Raw genomic sequence first — 23,036 nt, forward strand, 5'->3', positions numbered from 1 at the left:
TTCATAAAACTCTAAAATTGCTTCTTAAATCCCTACTATAGTTGTAGATTTACAACTTAAATTCAACCGTGATTCTTAAGTGATGATTACAACAAAAAGAAACTATATTTTTGATTTTGATAGTACTTTAACCAGAGTAGAAGCGTTAGATGTTTTAGCAGAAATTACGTTAACTAATAACCCTAAGAAAGATCAAATTATTCAAGAAATAATTGATATTACCAATTTAGGTATAGATGGTGAAATTTCTTTCACAGAGTCTTTAGAAAGAAGGATTAAATTACTAAATGCAAATAAGTCTGATTTAGCTAATTTAGTTGAAGCCTTAAAAAAGCAAGTTTCTACATCTATAGAAAGAAATAAAGAGTTTTTCGAAAATTTTGCTAACGATATTTATGTGATTTCTTGCGGATTTAAAGAGTTTATAGACCCTATTGTAAAAGAATACAATATACCTTCTGAGAGAGTTTATGCAAATACTTTTGAGTTTGCAAATGATGGCGAAATTATTGGTTTTGATGCTGATAATCCGTTGTCTAAACACAATGGAAAAATCCAGTGTTTAAAAGACATGAATTTAGAAGGAGAAATACAAGTTATTGGCGATGGTTATAGCGATTATGTAACTCGAGAAGCTGGTGTGGCAGATAAGTTTTTTGCTTATACTGAAAATGTTTCAAGAGAAAAAACTACAGAAAACGCTGACCATATTGCCCCAAATTTAGATGAATTTTTATATATTAACGATTTGCCAAGAAATATATCATACCCAAAGAATAGAATTAAAATTTTATTATTAGAAAACGTACATCCAGATGCTTTTAAAAAGTTAACTAAAGATGGGTTTTCTGTAGAAACAGTTTCTAAAAGTTTATCTGAAGATGAATTAATAGAAAAAATAAAAGACATACATGTTTTAGGAATTCGTTCTAAAACACAAGTTACTCAAAAAGTTGTTGACGCGGCTGAAAAGTTAATGGTAGTTAGTGCTTTTTGTATTGGTACTAAACAAATTGATTTAGAAGCCTGTAAAGAAAAAGGAATCGTAGTTTTTAATGCGCCTTATAGCAATACGCGTTCTGTGGTTGAACTAGCCATCGGAGAAATTATTATGTTAATGCGTTCTGTTTTTCAAAGAAGTACTGAGATACATAATGGACAATGGAATAAAACAGCAGAGGGGTCTAGAGAAGTCCGTGGTAAAAAACTAGGAATTGTAGGTTATGGTAATATTGGTAAGCAATTATCTGTATTAGCAGAAGCGTTAGGAATGGATGTATATTACTATGATGTTGAAGATAAATTAGCTTTAGGAAATGCAACTAAAATGGACACATTATCAGAATTGTTAAAGATTTCTGATGTAGTTACTTTACATGTTGATGACAATGCTGCGAATAAAAATTTCTTTGGAGAAAAAGAAATTTCTCAAATGAAAGATGGCGCACATTTAGTAAATCTTGCACGTGGTTTTGTGGTTGATATTCCTGCTTTGGTTGCTGCTTTAAAAAGTGGTAAAATTGCTGGTGTTGCTGTAGATGTATACCCTTCTGAACCAAGAAAAAATGGAGAGTTTTATACTGAATTAAAAGGATTACCAAATGTGATTTTAACACCTCACGTTGGTGGTAGTACAGAAGAAGCGCAAAGGGATATTGCAGATTTTGTACCTAGTAAAATTATGGCATATATTAATTCAGGAAATACAGTAGATGCTGTTAATTTTCCAAATATTCGTTTACCAAGGCAAACAAATGCTCACCGCTTTTTACATATTCATAAAAATGTACCTGGTGTTATGGCTAAAATTAATAAGGTTATAGCAGAATATAATCTAAATATAAATGGACAATATTTATCAACAGATCCAAAAGTTGGTTATGTAATTACAGATTTAGATAAAGAGTATAATAAAGAAGTTTTAGAATCTTTAAGAGAAATAGAAGGTACAATTAAGTTTAGAGTTTTGTATTAATTAAAACTTTAATTGAGGTTTTAGTCCTTTGAATTTATAAAAAACTCTCTATTAAGTTTTAAAACTTAATAGAGAGTTTTTTATTTTACAATACCCTAAGTTTTTTACACCCAATGGAGATGGTGAAAATGATTTTTGGAAAATAAAAGGAGTAAATCAAAACTTGTATAAAGAAGGTAGTTTAGTTATTTTTAATAGATACGGAAATACAGTTTATAAAGGTTCTATTTTTGATATTGGTTGGAATGGTTTTTCAAAAGGCTATTTATTCTTTACCGTCAAATGATTATTGTTTTTTAATTGAAATCATTGATTTGAATAGTAATACTTACAAATTTCAGGTGCTTTTTTCATTATTAAGAGTAATAAAATACCTAATAGTAGGTATTTTATTACTCTTTAAAAATTGATATTTTTGTGTATTATTTTAAAAACTATTAATTTTTTAACAAATGAGAAAACTACTAGTATTATTTTCCCTTTTTATTTCAACAATTACTTTATCCCAAAAAACAGCAGTATTTACTGAAGAAATTTCTGGCTTTAATAATTATTCTAATAATATAAGTTATGGTTATGAGGCAACTGTAAAATTTCAATTAATGAATGCAGGTTTGGGAGATGTAAAAATAAAAGTTGGTGTTACTAACTTTAATGTTACCTCTTTAAATGGGGTAAATTTAGATCAAACAATAATAAGCAGTAAGCTTCCTATAAAAAATGCTGCCAAACAATTTTCAATTAAAGGTAGATTTAGTGTGTATTACCATAATGTTTTTAACGGAGTTATTGATTTTAAAATTGGTATGTTAAATGATGGTGATTTATTAGATGTCTATTATTTAACAAATGAACAAAGAGATGATTTTGTAAAAAGACATGATTTAAAAAAAGATAAAAATCGTATTAAAGATTTAGTTTTAAAATTGTGGGCTGATGTTGAGTTGATTCCAGAAGGAATTTCAGAAATCAGAAAAATACAATCTCTTTCGTCTTCTAAAAAAGGATTGTATGAAAAGTATGAAAGATTAGAAAAAGATAGTGAAGTATTTATGGTAAATAATAAAATCGAAGAAGTTTCTACTGTAGAATTAAATAAAAAAATAATTGTTTTAGAGCAAATTATAGCGTTAGAAGAGCCTTATGGTAAGTATCCAGAACCAGTGTATGTAAATAAACTTCAATTTGATAAATTTAGAGATCGATTAAAATCTTATAAAGATGAAATAACAAGACGAGGTCAAACAACTAAAAATAAAGCCACAAAAAAAACAGTAAAAAAGAAAAAAACTAAAAAAGAAATTTCTACAGAAAACTGGGTAAGAAATCAAAAGTTTAAAGCGCAGAGTTTGTATTCTCAATATAATAGTACGTATAATTACAAAAAGAAACAAGCATTATTAAAAGATCTTAAAAGAATGTCTAGCTATTTATCTGATGCAGATAGAAAAGCTTTTGAAAAAGAGGTTAGAAAAGATAATCGAAGAAAAGTTACAGATAAAGTAACCAGTTCTTTAACTAGTGTAAATTATGGTAGAGGTAAAAGAAATATACTTTTATATGCTTCTACTGGGTTTAATTATATATGGGGAGATAATAGTAGTCAAACTACAACCTCTATACCAACTTTAACTCTTGGTATGGACTTAACTTTTTACAAATCAAGAAAGTTAGCATTTGAGGTATTTGGAGAATATAATGATAACTTTTTTGTTGATTTTTCAGGGTTAGTTCCTGTAGAAGATCCAGGGTATCTTGATGGCATAGATTTAAGTCAATTAGAAGAAACAGAAATAATTGAAGAAACAAAATTAAGTAGATTTAATTATGGTTTTGGAGTAACTTTAGGAAGGCAAAGAAAATATTCTCTTTTGTTGATTAGTCAAAATGTAAAATACTCTTACTCAAAAACAACGGATGGTACACAAAATATAAGTATTGGAGAAAATAAAAATATACCAACATTTGGAGGCGGCGTTTCTCTTAATTTACAAGGAAAAAGTAAACAAGATTTAGGAAGGTTTATGGTTTCTTATACTATTAATAATGAAGGGTTAAGTTTTTTAAGCTCTGATTATGAAAACAATAAGTATTCTAACTTAAATGCTAAAATGGAAGGTGGACTTGGAGCTTTGTTTTTTGCTGTGGAGTACAATTTATTTAAAGATGATATAAACGCTACATCAGTTTCTTCCATCGGTTTAAAAATGGGATTCAAATTTGGAGGTTAAAATTGAAAAAAAAGAATATAAAAAAGAGGAAAGTTTTAAACTTTCCTCTTTTTTATATTTATAAATTGTGATTATTTTACATCGAAACGATCTAAATTCATCACTTTTGTCCAAGCGTTTACAAAGTCAGCAACAAACTTCTCTTGTCCATCATTAGCTCCATAAACTTCGGCAATAGCTCTTAATTCTGTATTAGAACCAAAAATTAAATCAGCTCTTGTTGCAGAAAATTTCATGGCTCCAGTTTTACGATTACGTCCAATAAACTCTTTGTCTTCAGTAGAGGTTGCTTTCCAAGTAATTCCTAAGTCTAGTAAATTAGTGAAAAAATCATTGGTTAATACACCTTCATTTTCTGTAAAAACACCATGTTTAGATCCATCAAAATTTGTGCCTAGAACCCTTAAACCACCAACTAAAACAGTCATTTCTGGAATAGATAAGGTTAGTAAATTAGCTCTATCAATAAGTAAATCTTCAGCTGCTATGTTTAATTTTGGATTCATGTAATTTCTAAAACCATCAGCTAAAGGCTCTAAATAGCCAAAAGATTCAATATCTGTTTGTTCTTGAGTGGCATCTCCTCTTCCGCCTAAAAATGGAACAGCAATATCAAGTCCTGTATTTTTTATAGCTTGTTCTATAGCAGTAGAACCACCTAAAACAATTAAATCGGCAATAGAAATTTCTTTAGAGAAATCTTTTTGAATACCTTCTAAGACGCTAATTACTTTTGCTAATTGCTTAGGATTATTTACATCCCAGTTTTTTTGAGGAGCTAAACGAATTCTTCCACCGTTTGCACCACCACGTTTATCAGAACCTCTAAAAGTTGAAGCAGAAGCCCAAGCGGTAGAAACTAATTCTGAAATGGTTAATTCAGAGTCTAAAATATTTTTTTTAAGAGAAGTAATATCGTTTTCCGTAAGGTTATTTTTTCCTGTAGGAATTGGATCTTGCCACAATAATTCTTCTTTTGGAACTTCTGGACCTAAATATCTAGAAATTGGCCCCATATCTCTATGTGTTAATTTGTACCAAGCTTTAGCAAAAGCATCTTCAAAGGCTTTATGGTCTTTATGAAAACGTTTAGAAATTTCTAAATATGTAGGGTCCATTTTTAAAGCCATATCCGCAGTAGTCATCATTAATGCTTGTTTACCATTTGCATCACCAGCTTTAGGTGCCATTCTTGCATTTGAAGCTGAGGTTGGTGTCCATTGGTGAGCGCCAGCTGGGCTTTTAGTTAATTCCCAATCGTAGTTTAAAAGAACATCAAAATAATCAGCATCCCATTTTGTAGGGTTTGGTGTCCAAGCTCCTTCAATTCCACTTGTAATTGTATCATCTAAAACACCAGATTTAAATGTGTTTTTCCAACCGGTACTCATTTCTTCCATAGAAGCTCCATGAGGTTCTTTGCCTACGTATTTATCTGGATCAGCAGCACCATGTGCTTTACCAAATGTATGACCACCCGCAACTAACGCTACAGTTTCCTCATCATTCATAGCCATTCTACTGAAGGTTATTTTTATATCGTGTGCAGATTTTAATGGATCTGGTTCTCCATTTGGACCTTCAGGATTTACATAAATTAATCCCATATGTACAGCGCCTAAATGGCCTTCTAAATCACCGTCACTAGTATCATAACGTTCGTCATTGTCTAGCCAACCAGTTTCACTTCCCCAGTATATATCTTGTTCAGGTTCCCAAACATCTTCTCTTCCTCCAGCAAAACCAAACGTAGGGAATCCCATAGATTCTAAGGCACAATTTCCTGCTAAAATCATTAAATCTGCCCAAGATATTTTTTGTCCGTATTTCTTTTTTACAGGCCATAAAAGTAATCTGGCTTTGTCTAAATTTCCGTTATCTGGCCAACTATTTAAAGGTGCAAATCTGTGTGTTCCAGATCCAGCTCCACCACGTCCATCACCAACTCTATAGGTACCTGCGCTATGCCAGGCCATACGAATCATAAAAGGTCCATAATGACCATAATCTGCAGGCCACCAATCTTGTGAATCTGTCATAGCATTAACTACATCTTGTTTTAAAGCAGCAAAATCTAGACTATTAAAAGCATCAGCATAACTAAAACTTGTTCCATAAGGGTCAGATTTTTCTGCATTTTGACGTAAAATATTTAATTTTAATTCATTTGGCCACCAATCTCTATTTGCTGTTCCTTTACCAGCAGTTTTCTTTTGAGAACCTCCCATAAAAGGACAATCTTTGATGTCTCCAGTTTTTGTATGATCCATATTTTTTATTTTTATTAATTATTTTCTTTAGTTGTGTTTCCAAAATTACAAAAAAACCTTTAATAATTTTTATCTATTGTTTTTATAATAGTATTGATTAAAATTATAGGTTATTGTTTTTTTTATCAACATAACTAAACTTTATTATGTTATAAATAAAAAATTTTATGTCTATTATTTAAAACTTTATATTAGAAATATATTTGCAGCTGAATAAAAATAATGAGTACATTAATTAATAAAAAAATAGAATAAAATGGCAACATTAGTTGGTAAACAATTTCCAAATTTAGCAGTAGATGCAATGAATGAAATGGGAGATACATTTAAAGTAAATGTATTAGAAGAAGCAAAAAAGAACAATAAAAAAGTATTGTTGTTTTGGTATCCAAAAGATTTCACGTTTGTGTGTCCAACTGAATTACACGCTTTTCAAGCAGCTTTAGGAGAATTTGAAAAAAGAAACACAATTGTAATTGGTGCTTCTTGTGATACTCCAGAAGTTCATTTTGCATGGTTAAGTGCTTCTAAGGATAATGGAGGTATTGAAGGTGTTACATATCCTTTATTAGCAGATAGTAATAGAAATTTATCATCTATATTAGGAATTTTAGATATCTCAAATGAAACTTATGACGAGATAACGGGAACTGTACAAGTTGAAGGAGATAATGTAACTTATAGAGCTACATATTTAATTGACGAAGAAGGAACTGTTTTTCATGAAGGTGTAAATCACATGCCTGTTGGTAGAAATGTAAATGAATTTTTACGTTTAATTGATGCTTATGCACATGTACAAAGTCATGGAGAAGTTTGTCCTGCAAATTGGGAAGAAGGAAAAGAAGCTATGGCTCCGAACGCAAAAGGAACTGCAGCATATTTAGCAGCTAACTAAAAAGGAGATTATTATGGTTCAAGAATTAACTGAAGATAATTTACAAACAATTGTAAGCGGAACTCAAAAAGTAGTAGTTCAATACTCTGCAACTTGGTGTGGTAACTGTAGAATTATGAAGCCAAAATTTAAAAAATTAGCTTCAGAATTAGATACTATTAAGTTTGTTATTGTTGATGCTGAAAAATTTCCTGAGAGTAGACAATTAGCAGATGTTAGTAATTTACCAACATTCGCAGTTTTTGAAGGTGGAGAAAAGAAAAATCAAGTGCAGACAAATAAGTTTGATGTGTTAAAAGAATTGGTTAACGAAATAGCTTAATTATGAAACTACCAGTAATAAAACACTTAACTAATTTTATTGAAGAAAACGACCAGGATTACGTTTTAGAAACAATTGAAACTCTTGAATCCTTAACTGAAGTTTCATCATTAAAAGATGAAGAATTAGATGTTATTGGCGAGTTAATTTCTAACATGTATGGAGCTGTAGAGGTAAATAAAATGATAAAAGAAGGTACGCCTAAAAAAGAAGCTTTAAATGCTTTTATGAAGCGTGTAATGGGCTCTATAGATTCATAAAACTGATACCTTTGTAAACAAAAAACCACTCATTTGAGTGGTTTTTTTGGATATAGATTATTTTATTCCTCAAGTTTTTTTTGCTCATTTACTTTTCTAATGAGTGCCTTTAAACGGTCTTTATGAAGCTTTTTTTCTAACTTTACTTTGTTAATTTTTTGATTCATTAACTTAGTGTGTTTTGCTTTATTAACTGTATTTTTTGCTTTCCCTTTTTTAGGCATCACTTCAAAATTATACAGCAAATTTAACAATTTTAAATCAAAAAAAATGTGATAATTTTATGATTATTATTGATAAATGAGTTTTTAAAATAACTAATAAACCCACTATTTTTTTTATCTTTAAAAATTAATAAGAATGAAAATGAATTCAGATAAATACAAAGTTGTAAGCACGGTAAAACTTAAAGATTTTTCTACAAAAGAAGTAAGAGAAAATGCAAAAAAACAACTTAAAGAAAGTAGAAAGCAGTTAAGTAAATTGCAAAACACAATGTATGCAGAAGGTAAGTACGGAGTGTTAATTTGTTTACAAGGAATGGATACTTCTGGAAAAGATAGTCTGATAAGAGAGGTTTTTAAAGATGTAAATGCAAGTGGAGTAGAAGTACACAGTTTTAAAGTGCCTACAGAGTTAGAATTAAAACATGATTTTTTATGGAGACATTATATTGCTTTGCCTGCTAAAGGAAAAATGGGTATTTTTAATAGAACACATTATGAAAACGTATTGGTAACAAGAGTGCATCCTGAATATGTTTTTGGAGAAAATATTCCTTCAATAAAAACTTTAGACGATTTAAATGAAGCGTTTTATGAAGATAGAATGGAGCGTATTAATCAGTTTGAAGAACATTTAGTTAAAAACGGAACTATTGTTTTAAAGTTTTTTTTAAATCTATCTAAGAGTGAACAAAAGAACAGATTATTAAGAAGGTTAAATATCCCAGAAAAAAACTGGAAATTTTCTGCTGGCGATTTAAAAGAACGCAAACTTTGGGATAAATATATGTTTTGTTATGAAGATTTACTAAACAGAACATCTAAAGAAAATACGCCTTGGTTTGTAATTCCTGCTGATGATAAACCAACAGCAAGACTAATTTTAGCCGAAATTTTAATAAAAGAATTAAAGAAATATAATTTTAAAGAGCCAATTTTGCCTTTAAAAGTACAAGCTCAAGTAGAAGAATTTAAAACACAATTAAACAACGAATAATTACTCAGTTTTGCTCAAATAAATTGATGCTTTTGAGTAAAGTTAGAAGGTTATAAACATAAAAAATGAATTTAAACTTAATAAAACCTATTGTATTTTTCGATTTAGAAACTACAGGTATTAATATAGCAAAAGATAAAATTGTTGAAATATCAATTTTAAAAGTTTTTCCTAACGGAAATAAAGAAAGTAAAACTTGGTTGGTTAATCCTGAAATAGAAATACCTAAAGAAGCTTCTGATATTCATGGAATTACAAATGAACAAGTTGTAACAGAGCCTACTTTTAAAGAATTAGCTTCTAAAGTAAATGAAATGATTGAAGATTGCGATATGGCAGGTTTTAATTCAAACAGGTTTGATATTCCTTTATTAGCAGAAGAGTTAATGAGAGCAGGAATCGATTTTGATATGAAAAATCGAAAAGCCATTGATGTGCAAGTTATTTTTCATAAAAAAGAACAAAGAACTTTAAGTGCTGGTTATCAATTTTACTGCGGAAAAGAGTTAGAAGGTGCACATGGAGCAGAAGCAGATACCAATGCAACCTATGAAATTTTGTTGGCACAACTAGATAAGTATGATGATATAGAAAATACAGTTGATGCTTTAAGTGAATTTTCTACGCATGGAAAAAGAGCAGATTTTGCTGGTTTTATTCTATTAAATGAAGACGATCAAGAAATTTTTTCTTTCGGAAAATACAAAGGAAGAACTGTTGAAGAGGTATTCATAGAAAACCCAGGTTATAACAATTGGATTCAGAATGCAGATTTTCCTTTATATACAAAAAAGGTTTTAAAAGAAATTAAAGAAAGAATGTCTGCTCCCAAAGATACCTTATCAGATGAAGATAAATTAAAGGCTTTACAACAGAAGTTTAATTTAAGGTAATTTTTAATTAAATAATCTATGAAATATTTACTTTTCTTTTTATTAATTTCAACTCAACTTTTTTCACAAAAAGTAAATATTACAGGAAAACTAGTTGATAAAGAAACGAATGAACCTGTAGTTTATGCTAATATTAGTTTTTTAAATTCTAAAAAAGGAATTTCTTCAAATGAAGACGGTACTTTCTCTATAAATTTGGATAAAAAATACTTAGAAAATCAAGTTCACATTTCTTGTTTAAATTTTAAAGATACTGTTGTTTATGCCAAAAATTTACAGAATAATATATTAAAGCTAGAGCCTAAAGCTTTTACTTTAGATGAGATTACTTTAACTAAAAGAATAGAGCAATCTGTGGTTTTAGGTGAGGTAAAAAACAAAGTTGAAGGTGTACATACTTCTGGAATGAGAATGCTAGCAAAATACTTTCCAAATGATAAAAGAGTAAAATGCTGTAATTTTTTAGAAGCAATAGAAATCCATTTCTCTAAAAGAAATGTGCATCAAAAAAAATCAAAATTTAGAATTCGTATTTTTAGTAAAGATGATAAAACTGGCTTGCCAAAAGAAGATATTTTAAATGTTAATTTACCAGTAGAAATTGAAGATGGTCAAGAAAAAGTGACAATAGATATTTCAAATTTTAATATAGAAATGCCAGAAAACGGTATTTTTATTGCCTTCGAAAAATTATTAATACCCTTTAATGCCTACGGTAAAAAAGAAATAGATACAGAAAACGAGTTTTTCTATTCACCTATAATAGGTTATACGAAGTATAATAAAAAAGACAGAAACAGTAATATGTATATGTTTGTAAAAGGGAAATGGCAACTATCCCCATTAAGTAAAGTAAAAATAATGCGAAAATACGCGCCAGCTATTGCATTAAAATTAACCAATTAAACATCAATTTATGTTTACAGAATATAAAAATTTACCAAACAATTCTAGAGTTTGGATTTATCAATCAGACAGAGAATTTAATCAAGAAGAAATTGAGTTTATTACTGAAAAATCAAAAGATTTTATAAATCAATGGACTAGGCATGGAGACGATTTAAAAGGTTCTTTTACTATAAAATATAATCAGTTTTTGGTTTTAGCGGTCGACGAAAGTTTTAATAATGTTTCTGGTTGCTCTATAGATAGTTCTGTGCGTTTTGTACAACAATTACAAAACGAATTACAGTTAGATTTAATGGATAAAATGAACATTACATTTAAAGATAATGAACATATTAATTTAGTAAAATTAACGGATTTTCAGAAATTTGTAAAAGAGAAAAAGATTACACAAGAAACTATAGTTTTTAATAATATGGTTAATACCAAAGAAGATTTTGAAAATAATTGGGAAGTGCCTGCCGCTAAAAGTTGGCACAAACGTTTTTTGGTATAAAAATTGAACTAGAAAAAGAATATGAAAAAAAGAATACTGTTATTACTTTTAATTGCATTTGCGTGTAAATTACAATCACAAACCATAGACCCTTTAAGAACAAAAGATTTTAAGGCTCAAGAAATTTGGGTAGATAGTCTTTTAACAAATATGACTATTGATGAAAAAATTGGTCAGTTATTTATGGTGCAAGCGTATTCTAATTTAGATAAAAAGCATGAAAACTTTATTACAGAGATGATTACAAAATATCATGTAGGTAATTTAATTTTTATGCAAGGTACTCCAGAAAAACAAGCTAAATTAAATAATAAATATCAAGCCTTATCTAAACTACCGTTAATGATAGGTTTTGATGGAGAATGGGGGTTAGATATGCGCTTAAAAAACACCTATAAATTTCCTTGGAATATGACATTAGGTGCAATTAAAAACGATTCTTTAATTAAACAATTTGGAGAGCATTTAGGCAAACATTGTAAAAGGCTGGGTATTCATGTTAATTTTGCACCAGTTGTTGATATCAACATTAATCCTTTAAATCCAATTATTGGAAATCGTTCTTTTGGAGAAAGTAAAGAGAATGTAACACAAAAAGCAATCGCATTTACGCAAGGAATGCAAAAATATAAAGTGATGGCAAATGCAAAGCATTTTCCTGGTCATGGAGATACAGCAGCAGATTCTCACCATACACTACCACTTTTAAATTTTGATAAAGCACGATTAGATTCTATTGAATTATATCCATATAAAAAAGTATTTGATGCTGGTATGACAAGTGTTATGACAGCCCATTTAAACATACCAAGTTTAGAATCTAACACTACTTTACCAACATCATTATCAAAAAATGTTGTTACAAACTTGTTGCAGCAAGAGCTTGGTTTTAATGGCCTGATTATTACAGATGGTTTAAATATGAAAGGTGCAACCAATTATGCAACTTCAGCCGAAATAGATTTGGCAGCTATAAAAGCGGGTAATGATTTGTTATTAATACCACAAGACGTACCAGCAAGTGTGCGTTTAATAAAACAAGCAATTATTTTAAAAACTTTAACAGAAGAACAATTAAATTTTTCTGTTCGTAAAATTTTAAAAGCAAAATATTGGTTGGGTTTACATGATTATAAACCTGTTGAAATAGAAAATTTACAACAAGATTTAAATACAATAGAAGACGAATTATTACATAGAAAATTAGTTAAAAATTCAATTACAGTTTTAAGAGATGTTAAGCAAGATATTCCTATAGCAGATTTACAAAACAAGAAAATTGCATATGTAAAATTAGGTGATGATTCAGGAAGTCACTTTGTAAAGATGTTAAAAAACTACACGAAAGTTGATGTTGTTTCTGATAAAAATTTAGATGGATTAATCAGAAAATTAAAGCCATATAATCAAGTAATTATAGGTTTTCACAAATCAAATAATCACCCTTGGAAAAGTTATAAATTCAAAGAAAAGGAATTGGTTTGGTTGCAAGAAATAGCGCGTCAAAAAAAAGTAATTCTAGATGTTTTTACAAGTCCGTATAGTTTATTACAAGTTAAAACTTTTACAAATATCGAATCTATAATTGTTTCTTATCAGAATAGTAAATTAGCTCAAGAGCTTTCGGCACAATTAATTTTTGGAGTTTTTGATGCCAAAGGAAAGCTGCCAGTTTCAATTGGTACAGAGTTTAAAGAAGGACATGGATTAAGTACTGATAGTCTAAGTAGATTTGAATATACAGTACCAGAAGATGCAAATATGTCTTCATCAAAATTAGCGTTAATAGATAAAGTTGCTGACACTATTTTAAGACAAAAAATGGCGCCAGGTTTTCAAGTTTTGGTAGCAAGAGAAGGTAAGGTAGTTTTTCAAAAAAGTTATGGTTATCACACAGAAAAAAAAGAAATTAAAGTTAAAAACTCAGATTTATATGATTTAGCTTCTTTAACCAAAATTTTAGCTTCTTTACCATTAATTATGAAAGCAGAGGAAGAGAAGAAGATACCTTTGTCAGCAAGCTTAAAAGACATTTTACCAAGTTTTAAAAATTCAAATAAAGAAGCAGTTTCAGTAAAAGAAATTTTATCGCATTTCGGAAAACTAAAAGCATGGATTCCGTTTTACATTAAAACCCAAGATACTATTACTCATGAAAATTTACCATTATATTATAGAACAAGAAAATCAAATAAATATTCAATAAAAGTTGCTAAAAATTTATACATAAATAAATCTTACAAAGACAGTATTTATAAGTTTATTAAAAATGCAGATCAAAGAGAAAATGATGGATATAAATATAGCGATTTAGGTTATTATCTATTTAAACAAGCCTTAGAAGATAAATATGAAAAACCGTTAGATAAATTAGTGGATCAAGAATTTTATCAATCTTTAGGAGCGGATAGAATGACGTATTTACCCCTACAAAAATTTTCTAAAAGAGAGATTGTTCCTACAGAAATAGATGACTATTATCGAAATCAATTAGTACATGGTTATGTACATGATATGGGAGCTGCAATGTTGGGTGGCGTTGCTGGGCATGCGGGGTTGTTTTCCAATGCAAATGATGTTGCCAAAATTATGCAAATGTATTTGCAAGAGGGGATTTATGGAGGAGAACGATATTTAAAAACAGAAACTATCCAAAAGTTTAATACACGTTATTTTGAAGATAAAAAAGTTAGAAGAGGTTTAGGTTTCGATAAACCTCAATTAAATCCAAAGGTAAAAGCTACATGTGGTTGTGTTTCTGATGAGAGTTTTGGGCATTCAGGATTTACAGGTACCTATACTTGGGCAGATCCAAAAAGTAAAATTGTTTATGTGTTTTTATCAAATAGAGTATATCCTAACATGAAAAATCGAGGTTTAATAAGAAGTAATGTTAGAACCAATATTCAGCAAATTATACAAGATGCTATTTTAGATTAGAAGCTATTTCCTGCTTTACACTATATCTTTTTTATGAAAAATAAAAAAGGATGCCGTTTCAATCAGGGCTAAGCATTTTTGCCAGCAAATATATGATCGTCAATTTTATCGCCATCAATAGAAAACTTGGTGTAAATTAAAACGACTATCAAAGAAATTATTAGGTAGGTCAATGCGTAACTCCATCCAAAAAAATAGGAAACAAGTAGAGTTTTAAGTAAATAATAAATAGGAAATGTTCCAAAATTAATTGCAAATCTAAAAGTATCAATAAACTCAATTTCGTCAATTTTTTTAAATACCTTTTTCCATAATAACCAAGGTAAAAAGCTATTTATAACAATTAAATAATACAAAGGTTTTACAAAGTTTATTGGTTTTTTCTTCTGATTAGGTATTGTATTTTCTTTAATCATTTTCTTAGTAAAATCAACTTTTGTATAATCAACTCGTGCATCATTTAACTTAGTAACTATCAAATTATAATTCTCATTATTAGGTATATTTACAATTAAATTTTCTAGTTGTTTAGCAACTTCACTTTTTAAAATATTAATAGTTTTTGCAGGGCTATTGTTTTCGAAAACAATTCTTGTATCAATAGGTTTTCCGTATTTAATACAAACTTTACTCGGGTAAATTGCTGGGTTTTGATATGTTAATCCAACGGGAATTATTTGAATATTCAGATCTGGAAATTTTTCTAAAGCACCTATGATAATTCTTGTAAATCCTTTTTTTAAAGGCTTTACATTTCTGTCTTTACAATGCCCTCCTTCAGGAAAAATAACCAAAGTATCTTGGTTATTTAATATTTGATAACACTTTTCAAAAATTTCTTGATTGTTAGCAAGTTGATCTATTCCGTCTCTAATTCTATAAATAGGTAACATATTTAAAGAACGTAATATTTTATCAATAAAAGGTTTTTTAAATGATGCAGCTCTAACTAAAAAGTAATTAATTCTTGCATTATTTGTAGCAAGAAATAAAGGGTCTACCAATCCGTTTGGATGGTTTACAGTAAATAATACGGCTCCTTTTTTTGGTATATTTTCTTTGCCAATTACAATTGTTTTTTTTGTGAAAAAAAATAAACCAATTTTAACAAAAGTTTTAACCATTAAAAACCAAAGTTGAGATATTCTCATTTTATAATTTAAAAGGATTTATAATTTTTTTGTTCTTCCCCAAAATGTTGCTAAAGCCATTCCAGAAAATACATCCCAAATGCCCCAAAAGGCCGCCAATAATGCCATGCCGCCTAAGCCATCAAAAAAACCAAAAATTAAAAGTAAGCCTAAGCCACCATTTTGAATTCCAGTTTCTATAGAAATTGTTTTACAATCTCTTTTGTTTAGGTTAAAAATTTTACCAGTATAAAAACCTAAAATATATGCAAAGATGTTATGGAATACCACTAAGAATAAAACATGATGAATGTAACTAACAAACACGTTTAAGTTTTGCGAAAAAGCAACAAATATTAAAATGATAAAAACAGTCATTGAAAGTGGTTTTAAAACTTTTTCAATTTTACCTGCCATTTTAGAGTGGTAATGTTTAATAAGCATACCGCATATTAAAGGAATTCCCAAAATAAGAGAAACTAGCTTTAATAAATCTACCCAATTTAATTCTACAGTTTTTAAAATAACGTCTGTAGGTTGGTACAAACTACCCCAAAATTGTAAGTTAAAAGGTGTCATAAAAATGCAAATTAAAGTAGCAAAAGCTGTTAAACTTACAGAAAGAGCAGCATTTCCGCCGGCCATTTTGCTAAAAAAGTTTGATACATTTCCTCCAGGACAAGCAGCAATCATCATCATTCCCAAAGCAAAGCTTGGATGAGGTTTTATTATAATTATGGCTAAAAAAGTTGCTGCTGGTAATAATATAAATTGCGATAAAATACCAACAAATACTATTTTAGGATTTTTAAACAAACGTTTAAAATCGTCAATAGAAATTGCTAATGCTACACCAAACATAATAATAGCAATTGCAATATTTAAAACCCATAACCCATCAGAATCAAAGTTTATTTTTATATCGTCAATGTTAATTATTTGATCAGTTTTTAAAAGCATATTCTATAATATTAGCACCCATTTTTAATGCTTTTTCTCTAACTTCTTTTGGATTATTATGTATTATTTCATCTTCCCAGCCATCACTTAAATCAGTTTCAAAGTCGTAAAAAACTATTAATCTTCCTTCATAAAAAAGACCAAAACCTTGAGCTGGTTTTTTATCATGTTCATGAATTTTAGGCATTCCGTTTTCAAACTTAAATGTTTGATTATAAATTGGATGGTTTGAAGGGATTTCTTGAAACTCTTGTGTTGGAAATAATTTTTTAAACTCTTTTCTAATAAATTTATCCAGACCAAAATTATCTGAGATATGTAAAAATCCACCAGAAATTAAGTAGTTTTTGAGGTTTTGTATTTCATTGTCTGAAAATAACACATTTCCATGACCAGTCATAAACAATATTGGATAGTTAAAAATATCTTCGCTATCTACAGCCACAGATTGAGGGTTTTCTGTAATATTAGTTTTTATATTTTGATTTGAAAACGCAATTAAATTAGGGACTGCAGTTGGGTTTGCATACCAATCTCCACCACCATTATATTTTAGAATGGCAACATCTTGTGCGTTTATAGAAAAAAACATTGAGCAAATGAAAAGAAATAAAATTTTCTTCATAAATGAAATTAAAAAATAATTTAAAGCTAATATAGTGATTATTGATTGATAAAAGAAACTGTGTTAACAGCAACTAAACCCGCTGTTTCTGTTCTTAATCGACTTTCTCCTAACGAAATAGGTTTGAAACCTTTTTGTAAACATTTTGTTATTTCTTCGGAAGAAAAATCGCCTTCAGGCCCAATTAAAATAGTTGTTTTTTCTGATGGTTTTACAACTTGTTGTAGTAATGTTTTCTCTTTTTCTTCACAATGAGCTATACAAACTGTACCTTCAAATTCTTGCTTAATAAATTCTTTAAATTTAATTGGTTTATTAAGTTTGGGTAAGGTAAATTTTAATGATTGTTTCATTGCAGATTGAATAATTTTTTCCAAACGTTCTTGTTTTACAACTTTTCTTTCAGAATTGCTGCAAATTATTGGTGTAATTTCATCAATACCAATTTCAGTTGCTTTTTCTAAAAACCACTCAATTCGGTCATTTAATTTTGTTGGTGCAATTGCAATGTGCAAATAATAGTTCCAAGGTTTTGGTTTTTCTTCAAATGAAATAATTTCTGCTAAACATTTTTTATCGCTTGCAATATTTATTTTTACATCAAACAGAAAACCTTTTCCATTTGTAATTTTTAAAATATCACCTTCTTTTTTTCTTAAAACTCGAACAATATGTTTGCTTTCTACTTTATCAAAAGTAATTTTATTGGTTTCCTTAGAAATTTCTGAATTATAAAATAGTTGCATTAATATCTAGTTTGTAAGTTCTACGTCTTTTATGTGTGGTAGGTTTAAAGTTTTTCCACAGTTTTTTTATTGCTTCATTGCCTTCTAATTCAGGAGTACGTATGCAGTTTTTAATTCCTAAAGAAGTAAAAGTTTTTACATATTGATCAAAAATAATGGCATGTATACCTTTATTTTGATAGCCTGGATGTACACCTATTAAATAAAAAGTGACGTCTTTTGCATGTTTTTTAGCTTTTAATAACTGGTAAATACCAAAAGGAAATAATTTTCCTTTTGATTTTTGTAAAGCTTCAGAAAATGAAGGCATTACTATTGCAAAAGCAATTAGCTTGTTATTTTCATTAATTACAAATTTGATATATTCTGGGTTAATGAAGCTTATATATTTCATTTTAAAATAAGCAATTTGAGAATCAGAAATTGGGACAAAAGTGGATAATTTAGAGTATGCAGAACTAAAAACATCAAACATTTCATCAATATAGGGTAAGATGTCTTTTGTTTTTGTAAAATCTAATGCTTTTAGTTTAAAACGAGTTTTAATAATGCTACTGGCTCGTTTAAAATAATCAGCATCCACGTTTTTAAATTTAAATTTATTTTCTAAATATTCTTTTTCTTTTGTAAAACCTATTTCCTCTAGATGGTCTTTATAATATGGATGATTATACCAAGTAATCATGGTTCCTAAATGATTAAAACCTTCAGTTAAAACTCCAGTTTTGTCTAAATTATTAAAACCAACTGGACCTTCAATATAATTAAGGTTATTTTCAACCCCTATTTCTTTTACTCTATTTAGTAGGGTTTTAGAAACTTCAATATCATCAACAACATCAAACCATCCAAAACGCATTTTTCTAATTCGTTGTTTTTCAACTTCAAACCAATTGATAATTGCTACAATTCTACCAACAACTTTTCCGTTTTTAAAAGCAATAAAAAAATGCCCATCAGCATTTTTAAAAACAGGATTTATTTTTGGGTTAAAACTATCAATTTCGTCTTTTATAATTGGTGGAACCCAGTATTTATTACTCTTGTAAAGTTTAAAAGGAAACATTACAAATTGTTTCATTTCCTTTTTTGTAGCTACTTTTTTAAGTGTAATCATTTTATTTAAATAACATTTTAATTGTCATTTTTTCTGTTTTTCTTCTCGTCTTTTTTTAATTGTTTTTCTAGTTCTTTTATTTCTCTTTCTAACTTTTCAACTTCAGTTTCTTTTTTCTTTGTTTTTCTTTTTTTTGATGAGCCTCTTTTTTTTGTTCCCTTTATTCTTTGACGTTGTTTTCCTGAAGTATCATTTTTATTAAAAAGGTTTAAAAATCTTCTAAACCAATTATTTTGCTGTTTGTTATATTTAGATATTGGTGTGTCTATTAAGTCATTTTTACTTTTTTCTAAATCTGTATATGAATCTTTATGTTTATTAATTCTGTACGATACTCCTAAGCCAACATAAAAACCGTTTCCTTGTTCTTCAAAAAGAAGTCTACCAGAAGTATTTATTTGTAAATTAGGATTAAATAAGTAAGCAAAACCTGCACCTAAATTTGTCTCATTTTGAGTTTTTTTAAATAGTGTTTGATTTTCAATAAAAGAAGAAAAACGACCATTAAAATTATACGTACCAGTTATGATATAAGAAAATTCATCAAAATCAGTTCCTATTTTGTCATAATAAAAATTAGTAATTACATTAAAATCATTACTCAAATTATTCTGTAATAAAATTCCTGCTTTGGGTGATATTTGTCCTGTTTGATAAATGCCATTTAAAAAATCTGTATTTACACCAACATATACTGCAACGGATGGTATTAAACGTTTTTTATCAAAAGCCAGCCTTCTTTTCCAACTTCTTACTTCTTTAGTTTTATCTTCATATTCTTGTTGAAAAACTAAATATTTCGCGCCAATTGTAAAATTGCTATATCCAGAGGTATAATAATTAGGATTTGTAAGGTTTTTGTATACAACTTTATCTTTTTGATAGGCAACTTGTGCGTTTAATTCTAGCTTTTCAAGAAAAAAACTAGTTCTAAATAACATATCAAATCCAAATGACTGTGGAATTGAAAAATCATTTTTACTTGGTACGTTTCTTAAAAAGAAGTTGTTTTCAAATTGATAAACTCCACTTCCAACACTGTAAGGACTTTCAGAAAAACCAGGTTTATTAGAGTTTATAACATCTGTGTATTGACTGTAAACAGAAGAAAAACTAAATAAAATTAAGATTAAAATAAGATTTAGTTTATAGTTGTTCATTTTTGTAAAAACAATTTTATTTTTAATATGGGTTTGTAAAACAAACATAGTTTAATTATGCTATTTTTAAAAGGATTGTATACTTTTTTAACTTTGACAAAGTTTTATAGTTTGTTAACGCTACAATTGTTGTCAAATTGTTATTTTTGATAGATTGTTTTAAACTAAATTACAATATGGCAGGTTTATTAAAAACTTTACTTTTTATTTTACTTTTTTATTACGCTTTTAAATTTTTAGCGAGATTATTTGCTCCATTTTTGGTAAAAAAAATGGCAGATACAATACAGAAAAAAGCAGCACAACAATTTGGAGGGCAGCAACCCAAAAATACAGTAAAAGAAGGAGAAACTATTATTGATAAAGCACCAAAAAATAATGAGCAAAGTAAAAATACTGTTGGTGAATACGTAGATTTTGAAGAAATAGAATAATTAATGAAACTAAAAAAAGTAATACCCTATATTATTGCAGTTGCTATTTTTATAATGGCATCTATTATTTATTTTCATCCTGTTTTAAAAGGGCAAAAAATATCACAATCTGATATTACCCAATTTAGAGGAATGGTAAAAGAAATAAATGACTTTAGAGCCGATAAAAATACAGAACCTTATTGGACGGGTGCATCTTTTAGTGGAATGCCAGCGTACTCAATAAGTGCTTATTACCCGAATGATTTTGTAAGAGGTTTAGACAAGTTATTGCGTTTTTTACCAAGACCTGCAGATTATACTTTCTTATATTTTTTAAGCTTTTTTGTATTGATGTTGGCACTAAAAGTAGAATGGAGATTGGCTATTTTTGGAGCGCTTGCCTTTGGTTTTTCAACATATTTAATTATTATATTCGGAGCAGGACATAATGCAAAAGCACACGCAATTGCATATATGCCTTTAGTTGTAGCAGGTGTTTTGTGGGTTTTTCAAAAACGATATATTCTCGGTTTTTTTGTGACAGGTGTTGCAATGACTTTAGAAATTTACACCAATCATCCACAGATAACTTATTATTTAGGTTTCTGTTTATTGATTTTAGGAATTGTTGAATTTGTAAATGCAATTAAAGAAAAAATTATTCCTGTTTTTATAAAACAAAGTATTGTTATTATCGCAGCAGCTTTATTAGGTATTGGCGCAAATTCTTCTCGTTTAATGGCGATGAAAGAATATGGAGATCATAGTACAAGAGGTAAATCTGAATTAACAATTAATGTTGATGGAACTAAAAAAGAAGCTTCAAAAGGATTAGATAAAGCATATATTACTGAATATAGTTATGCTAAATTAGAAACTTTTAATTTGTTTATTCCACGTTTTATGGGTGGAGGAACTCAAGAAAGATTAAGTGATGATTCAAATTTATATAAAGTTTTAGAAAAATCAAACTTAGGCAAAAGAGGCGCAGATTTTTTCACAGAAGATGCACTAACCTATTGGGGAGATCAAACAATTGTAGAAGCACCAGCTTATATTGGCGCTGTAATTTTCTTTCTATTTTTCTTAGGAATGTTCTTAGTGAAAGGAAGATTAAAACAATGGTTAGTCGCAGCAACAATCTTTTCAATTTTAATGAGTTGGGGAAGGAATTTTGATGTGTTAACTAATTTTTTTATTGATTATATTCCGCTTTATAATAAGTTTAGAGCAGTTTCTTCGATTCAAGTAATTACAGAATTATGTGTTCCTGTTTTAGCTGTTTTAGGTTTAAAAGAATTCTTTTCGTCAAGTATTTCTTCGGATGAAAAAGAAGAAGGCTTAAAGAAAGCCGTTTATGTTTTTGGAGGATTAATTATTGGCGGATTTTTATTTGCACATGGTTTTTCAACATTTGAAGGAATAAGAGATGCGACATATTTAAATATTGAAAAAGAGTATCAAATAAAAAACGTTTTAGATGCTGTAATTTCAGACAGAAAATCAATGTTATTAATGGATACGTTACGTTCTTTAGCTTTAATGTTACTTTCTGCAGGAGTTTTATGGATGTTATTAAAAGATAAATTAAAACAAAGTATTGCAATTATTATATTAGTAGTTTTTGTTTTGTTTGATTTAATTTCTGTGGATAAGAAATATGTAAATAAAGATGATTTTAAATCAGTAAAAAAAATAGAAAAGCCATTTTCAGCTTCACCTGCTGATAAATTAATATTACAAGATAAAACGCATTTTAGAGTTGGTAATTTTACAGTAAATCCAATGAACGATGGAAGTACTTCTTATTTTCATCAATCGATTGGAGGTTATCATGCAGCAAAATTAGGACGTTATAGTGAGTTGTTTGATTTTCAGATTTCAAAAAATAACATGGAAACTTTAAATATGTTAAATACAAAATATTTTATTGTAGCAGATAAAAGTGGTGAAAAACAAGCACAAGTAAATACTGATGCAAATGGAAATGTTTGGTTTGTAGAAAATGTAAAAGTGGTAAATTCTGCCAATGAGGAAATAAAATCCTTAGATTCTTTAAACACGAAAACGACTGCTGTTATTGATAAAAGTAAGTTTGTTGAAAACATAAATTTCAATTTCGAAAAAGATTCTACAGCTACAATTGAACTTAAAAAATATGATGTAACTGAATTAACTTATCAATCAAAAACTAAAAAAGAACAGTTTGCAGTTTTCTCTGAAATCTATTATGAAGATGGCTGGTTTGCTTATATTGATGGTGCCTTAACGCCACATTTTAGAGTGAATTATGTTTTACGTGGCATGAAAATTCCAGCAGGAGAACATACAATTGAGTTTAAGTTTGAGCCAAAAGTTATTCAACAAGGAAGTATGATTTCTTTAGCTTCTTACTTTATTTTAATAGTAGCTTCCGTTGGATGGTTTTTTTACGATAAAAAGAAGAAGAAAAAGAAATTATGAGAATAGG

Annotated in this window: 21 protein-coding genes; 13 read left to right on the top strand and 8 right to left on the bottom strand. The window is 28.6% G+C overall.

Features of this window, described 5'->3' with window-relative positions:
- Positions 1-82: 82 nt before the first annotated feature.
- The 3 genes from serA to Q0733_RS07360 all read left to right on the top strand — a co-directional run bounded on the left by serA (position 83) and on the right by Q0733_RS07360 (position 4,206).
- Complete coding sequence (serA, locus tag Q0733_RS07355) at positions 83-1,975, top strand: phosphoglycerate dehydrogenase (protein ID WP_298780774.1); 1,893 nt, start codon at positions 83-85, stop codon at positions 1,973-1,975.
- 82 nt (positions 1,976-2,057) lie between these two features.
- Entirely contained in the window at positions 2,058-2,261 is a 204-nt protein-coding gene (locus tag Q0733_RS13135; protein WP_367276300.1) for a T9SS type B sorting domain-containing protein, read from the top strand.
- A gap of 166 nt (positions 2,262-2,427) precedes the next feature.
- Positions 2,428-4,206, top strand: a complete 1,779-nt coding sequence (locus Q0733_RS07360) for a hypothetical protein (protein ID WP_298780776.1) — start codon at positions 2,428-2,430, stop codon at positions 4,204-4,206.
- A 71-nt stretch (positions 4,207-4,277) separates the two neighbouring features.
- Here the strand turns inward: Q0733_RS07360 and katG are convergent, their stop codons facing one another.
- On the bottom strand, positions 4,278-6,476 hold the full coding sequence (gene katG, locus Q0733_RS07365; RefSeq protein ID WP_298780778.1) for a catalase/peroxidase HPI: 2,199 nt from the start codon (positions 6,474-6,476) through the stop codon (positions 4,278-4,280).
- Between the two features lie 256 nt (positions 6,477-6,732).
- Between katG and Q0733_RS07370 the strand changes: the two genes are divergently transcribed.
- The 3 genes from Q0733_RS07370 to Q0733_RS07380 are packed head-to-tail and all read left to right on the top strand — an operon-like array spanning position 6,733 to position 7,956.
- A complete protein-coding gene (locus Q0733_RS07370; RefSeq protein WP_298780782.1) occupies positions 6,733-7,374 on the top strand; it encodes a peroxiredoxin in 642 nt (213 codons plus the stop codon).
- A 13-nt stretch (positions 7,375-7,387) separates the two neighbouring features.
- Positions 7,388-7,696 carry a co-chaperone YbbN gene (locus Q0733_RS07375; protein WP_298780785.1) on the top strand — a complete coding sequence of 103 codons (309 nt, stop codon included), beginning with the start codon at positions 7,388-7,390 and terminating at the stop codon, positions 7,694-7,696.
- Between the two features lie 2 nt (positions 7,697-7,698).
- A complete protein-coding gene (locus Q0733_RS07380; RefSeq protein ID WP_298780786.1) occupies positions 7,699-7,956 on the top strand; it encodes a hypothetical protein in 258 nt (85 codons plus the stop codon).
- Positions 7,957-8,018: 62 nt separating this feature from the next.
- On the opposite strand, the gene Q0733_RS07385 is transcribed toward Q0733_RS07380, so the two are convergent.
- Positions 8,019-8,180, bottom strand: a complete 162-nt coding sequence (locus Q0733_RS07385) for a hypothetical protein (protein WP_298780789.1) — start codon at positions 8,178-8,180, stop codon at positions 8,019-8,021.
- Between the two features lie 136 nt (positions 8,181-8,316).
- Here Q0733_RS07385 and Q0733_RS07390 point away from each other — a divergent pair, with 136 nt between their 5' ends.
- The 5 genes from Q0733_RS07390 to Q0733_RS07410 all read left to right on the top strand — a co-directional run bounded on the left by Q0733_RS07390 (position 8,317) and on the right by Q0733_RS07410 (position 14,412).
- Positions 8,317-9,177, top strand: a complete 861-nt coding sequence (locus tag Q0733_RS07390; RefSeq protein WP_298780791.1) for a PPK2 family polyphosphate kinase — start codon at positions 8,317-8,319, stop codon at positions 9,175-9,177.
- Between the two features lie 65 nt (positions 9,178-9,242).
- Positions 9,243-10,070, top strand: coding sequence for a 3'-5' exonuclease (locus tag Q0733_RS07395; protein WP_298780794.1), 828 nt, complete (start codon positions 9,243-9,245; stop codon positions 10,068-10,070).
- Between the two features lie 18 nt (positions 10,071-10,088).
- Positions 10,089-10,976, top strand: a complete 888-nt coding sequence (locus tag Q0733_RS07400; protein WP_298780796.1) for a carboxypeptidase-like regulatory domain-containing protein — start codon at positions 10,089-10,091, stop codon at positions 10,974-10,976.
- A 10-nt stretch (positions 10,977-10,986) separates the two neighbouring features.
- Positions 10,987-11,472: an ABC transporter ATPase gene (locus tag Q0733_RS07405; protein ID WP_298780798.1), complete on the top strand. Its 486-nt coding sequence runs from the start codon at positions 10,987-10,989 to the stop codon at positions 11,470-11,472.
- A gap of 21 nt (positions 11,473-11,493) precedes the next feature.
- A complete protein-coding gene (locus tag Q0733_RS07410; RefSeq protein WP_298780800.1) occupies positions 11,494-14,412 on the top strand; it encodes a glycoside hydrolase family 3 N-terminal domain-containing protein in 2,919 nt (972 codons plus the stop codon).
- 68 nt (positions 14,413-14,480) lie between these two features.
- Here Q0733_RS07410 and Q0733_RS07415 read toward each other — a convergent pair whose 3' ends face one another.
- Genes Q0733_RS07415 through Q0733_RS07440 form a run of 6 tightly spaced genes read right to left on the bottom strand, consistent with a single transcriptional unit; the run spans position 14,481 to position 20,150 of the window.
- On the bottom strand, positions 14,481-15,563 hold the full coding sequence (locus Q0733_RS07415; RefSeq protein WP_298780802.1) for a lysophospholipid acyltransferase family protein: 1,083 nt from the start codon (positions 15,561-15,563) through the stop codon (positions 14,481-14,483).
- Positions 15,564-15,581: 18 nt separating this feature from the next.
- Positions 15,582-16,502 (bottom strand): bile acid:sodium symporter family protein, encoded by a 921-nt coding sequence (locus Q0733_RS07420; RefSeq protein WP_298780804.1) that lies wholly within the window; start codon positions 16,500-16,502, stop codon positions 15,582-15,584.
- Positions 16,486-17,127, bottom strand: a complete 642-nt coding sequence (locus Q0733_RS07425; RefSeq protein ID WP_298780806.1) for a DUF4159 domain-containing protein — start codon at positions 17,125-17,127, stop codon at positions 16,486-16,488. The genes Q0733_RS07420 and Q0733_RS07425 overlap by 17 nt, the downstream gene beginning before the upstream one ends.
- 38 nt (positions 17,128-17,165) lie before the next feature.
- The gene (locus tag Q0733_RS07430) at positions 17,166-17,873 is read right to left on the bottom strand and encodes a 16S rRNA (uracil(1498)-N(3))-methyltransferase (protein ID WP_298780809.1); all 708 of its coding nucleotides are present in this window, start codon (positions 17,871-17,873) and stop codon (positions 17,166-17,168) included.
- Positions 17,857-18,990, bottom strand: a complete 1,134-nt coding sequence (locus Q0733_RS07435) for a GTP cyclohydrolase (RefSeq protein WP_298780812.1) — start codon at positions 18,988-18,990, stop codon at positions 17,857-17,859. Before Q0733_RS07435 ends, Q0733_RS07430 begins: the two co-directional genes overlap by 17 nt.
- Positions 18,991-19,007: 17 nt before the next feature.
- Entirely contained in the window at positions 19,008-20,150 is a 1,143-nt protein-coding gene (locus tag Q0733_RS07440; RefSeq protein ID WP_298780815.1) for a transporter, read from the bottom strand.
- Positions 20,151-20,326: 176 nt separating this feature from the next.
- Between Q0733_RS07440 and Q0733_RS07445 the strand changes: the two genes are divergently transcribed.
- Together Q0733_RS07445 and Q0733_RS07450 are read left to right on the top strand one after the other, a co-directional pair.
- Complete coding sequence (locus Q0733_RS07445) at positions 20,327-20,584, top strand: DUF4834 family protein (RefSeq protein WP_298780817.1); 258 nt, start codon at positions 20,327-20,329, stop codon at positions 20,582-20,584.
- A 3-nt stretch (positions 20,585-20,587) separates the two neighbouring features.
- Positions 20,588-23,029, top strand: coding sequence for a YfhO family protein (locus Q0733_RS07450; protein ID WP_298780819.1), 2,442 nt, complete (start codon positions 20,588-20,590; stop codon positions 23,027-23,029).
- Positions 23,030-23,036 lie beyond the last annotated feature (7 nt).

It is taken from the genome of uncultured Polaribacter sp. (assembly GCF_947500975.1).
Lineage (GTDB): Bacteria > Bacteroidota > Bacteroidia > Flavobacteriales > Flavobacteriaceae > Polaribacter.

Coding starts and splice junctions, on each gene's coding strand:
- serA (WP_298780774.1), top strand. CDS start 83: ATGATTACAACAAAAAGAAACTATATTTTTGATTTTGATAGTACTTTA.
- Q0733_RS07360 (WP_298780776.1), top strand. CDS start 2,428: ATGAGAAAACTACTAGTATTATTTTCCCTTTTTATTTCAACAATTACT.
- katG (WP_298780778.1), bottom strand. CDS start 6,476: ATGGATCATACAAAAACTGGAGACATCAAAGATTGTCCTTTTATGGGA.
- Q0733_RS07370 (WP_298780782.1), top strand. CDS start 6,733: ATGGCAACATTAGTTGGTAAACAATTTCCAAATTTAGCAGTAGATGCA.
- Q0733_RS07375 (WP_298780785.1), top strand. CDS start 7,388: ATGGTTCAAGAATTAACTGAAGATAATTTACAAACAATTGTAAGCGGA.
- Q0733_RS07380 (WP_298780786.1), top strand. CDS start 7,699: ATGAAACTACCAGTAATAAAACACTTAACTAATTTTATTGAAGAAAAC.
- Q0733_RS07385 (WP_298780789.1), bottom strand. CDS start 8,180: ATGCCTAAAAAAGGGAAAGCAAAAAATACAGTTAATAAAGCAAAACAC.
- Q0733_RS07390 (WP_298780791.1), top strand. CDS start 8,317: ATGAAAATGAATTCAGATAAATACAAAGTTGTAAGCACGGTAAAACTT.
- Q0733_RS07395 (WP_298780794.1), top strand. CDS start 9,243: ATGAATTTAAACTTAATAAAACCTATTGTATTTTTCGATTTAGAAACT.
- Q0733_RS07400 (WP_298780796.1), top strand. CDS start 10,089: ATGAAATATTTACTTTTCTTTTTATTAATTTCAACTCAACTTTTTTCA.
- Q0733_RS07405 (WP_298780798.1), top strand. CDS start 10,987: ATGTTTACAGAATATAAAAATTTACCAAACAATTCTAGAGTTTGGATT.
- Q0733_RS07410 (WP_298780800.1), top strand. CDS start 11,494: ATGAAAAAAAGAATACTGTTATTACTTTTAATTGCATTTGCGTGTAAA.
- Q0733_RS07415 (WP_298780802.1), bottom strand. CDS start 15,563: ATGAGAATATCTCAACTTTGGTTTTTAATGGTTAAAACTTTTGTTAAA.
- Q0733_RS07420 (WP_298780804.1), bottom strand. CDS start 16,502: ATGCTTTTAAAAACTGATCAAATAATTAACATTGACGATATAAAAATA.
- Q0733_RS07425 (WP_298780806.1), bottom strand. CDS start 17,127: ATGAAGAAAATTTTATTTCTTTTCATTTGCTCAATGTTTTTTTCTATA.
- Q0733_RS07430 (WP_298780809.1), bottom strand. CDS start 17,873: ATGCAACTATTTTATAATTCAGAAATTTCTAAGGAAACCAATAAAATT.
- Q0733_RS07435 (WP_298780812.1), bottom strand. CDS start 18,990: ATGATTACACTTAAAAAAGTAGCTACAAAAAAGGAAATGAAACAATTT.
- Q0733_RS07440 (WP_298780815.1), bottom strand. CDS start 20,150: ATGAACAACTATAAACTAAATCTTATTTTAATCTTAATTTTATTTAGT.
- Q0733_RS07445 (WP_298780817.1), top strand. CDS start 20,327: ATGGCAGGTTTATTAAAAACTTTACTTTTTATTTTACTTTTTTATTAC.
- Q0733_RS07450 (WP_298780819.1), top strand. CDS start 20,588: ATGAAACTAAAAAAAGTAATACCCTATATTATTGCAGTTGCTATTTTT.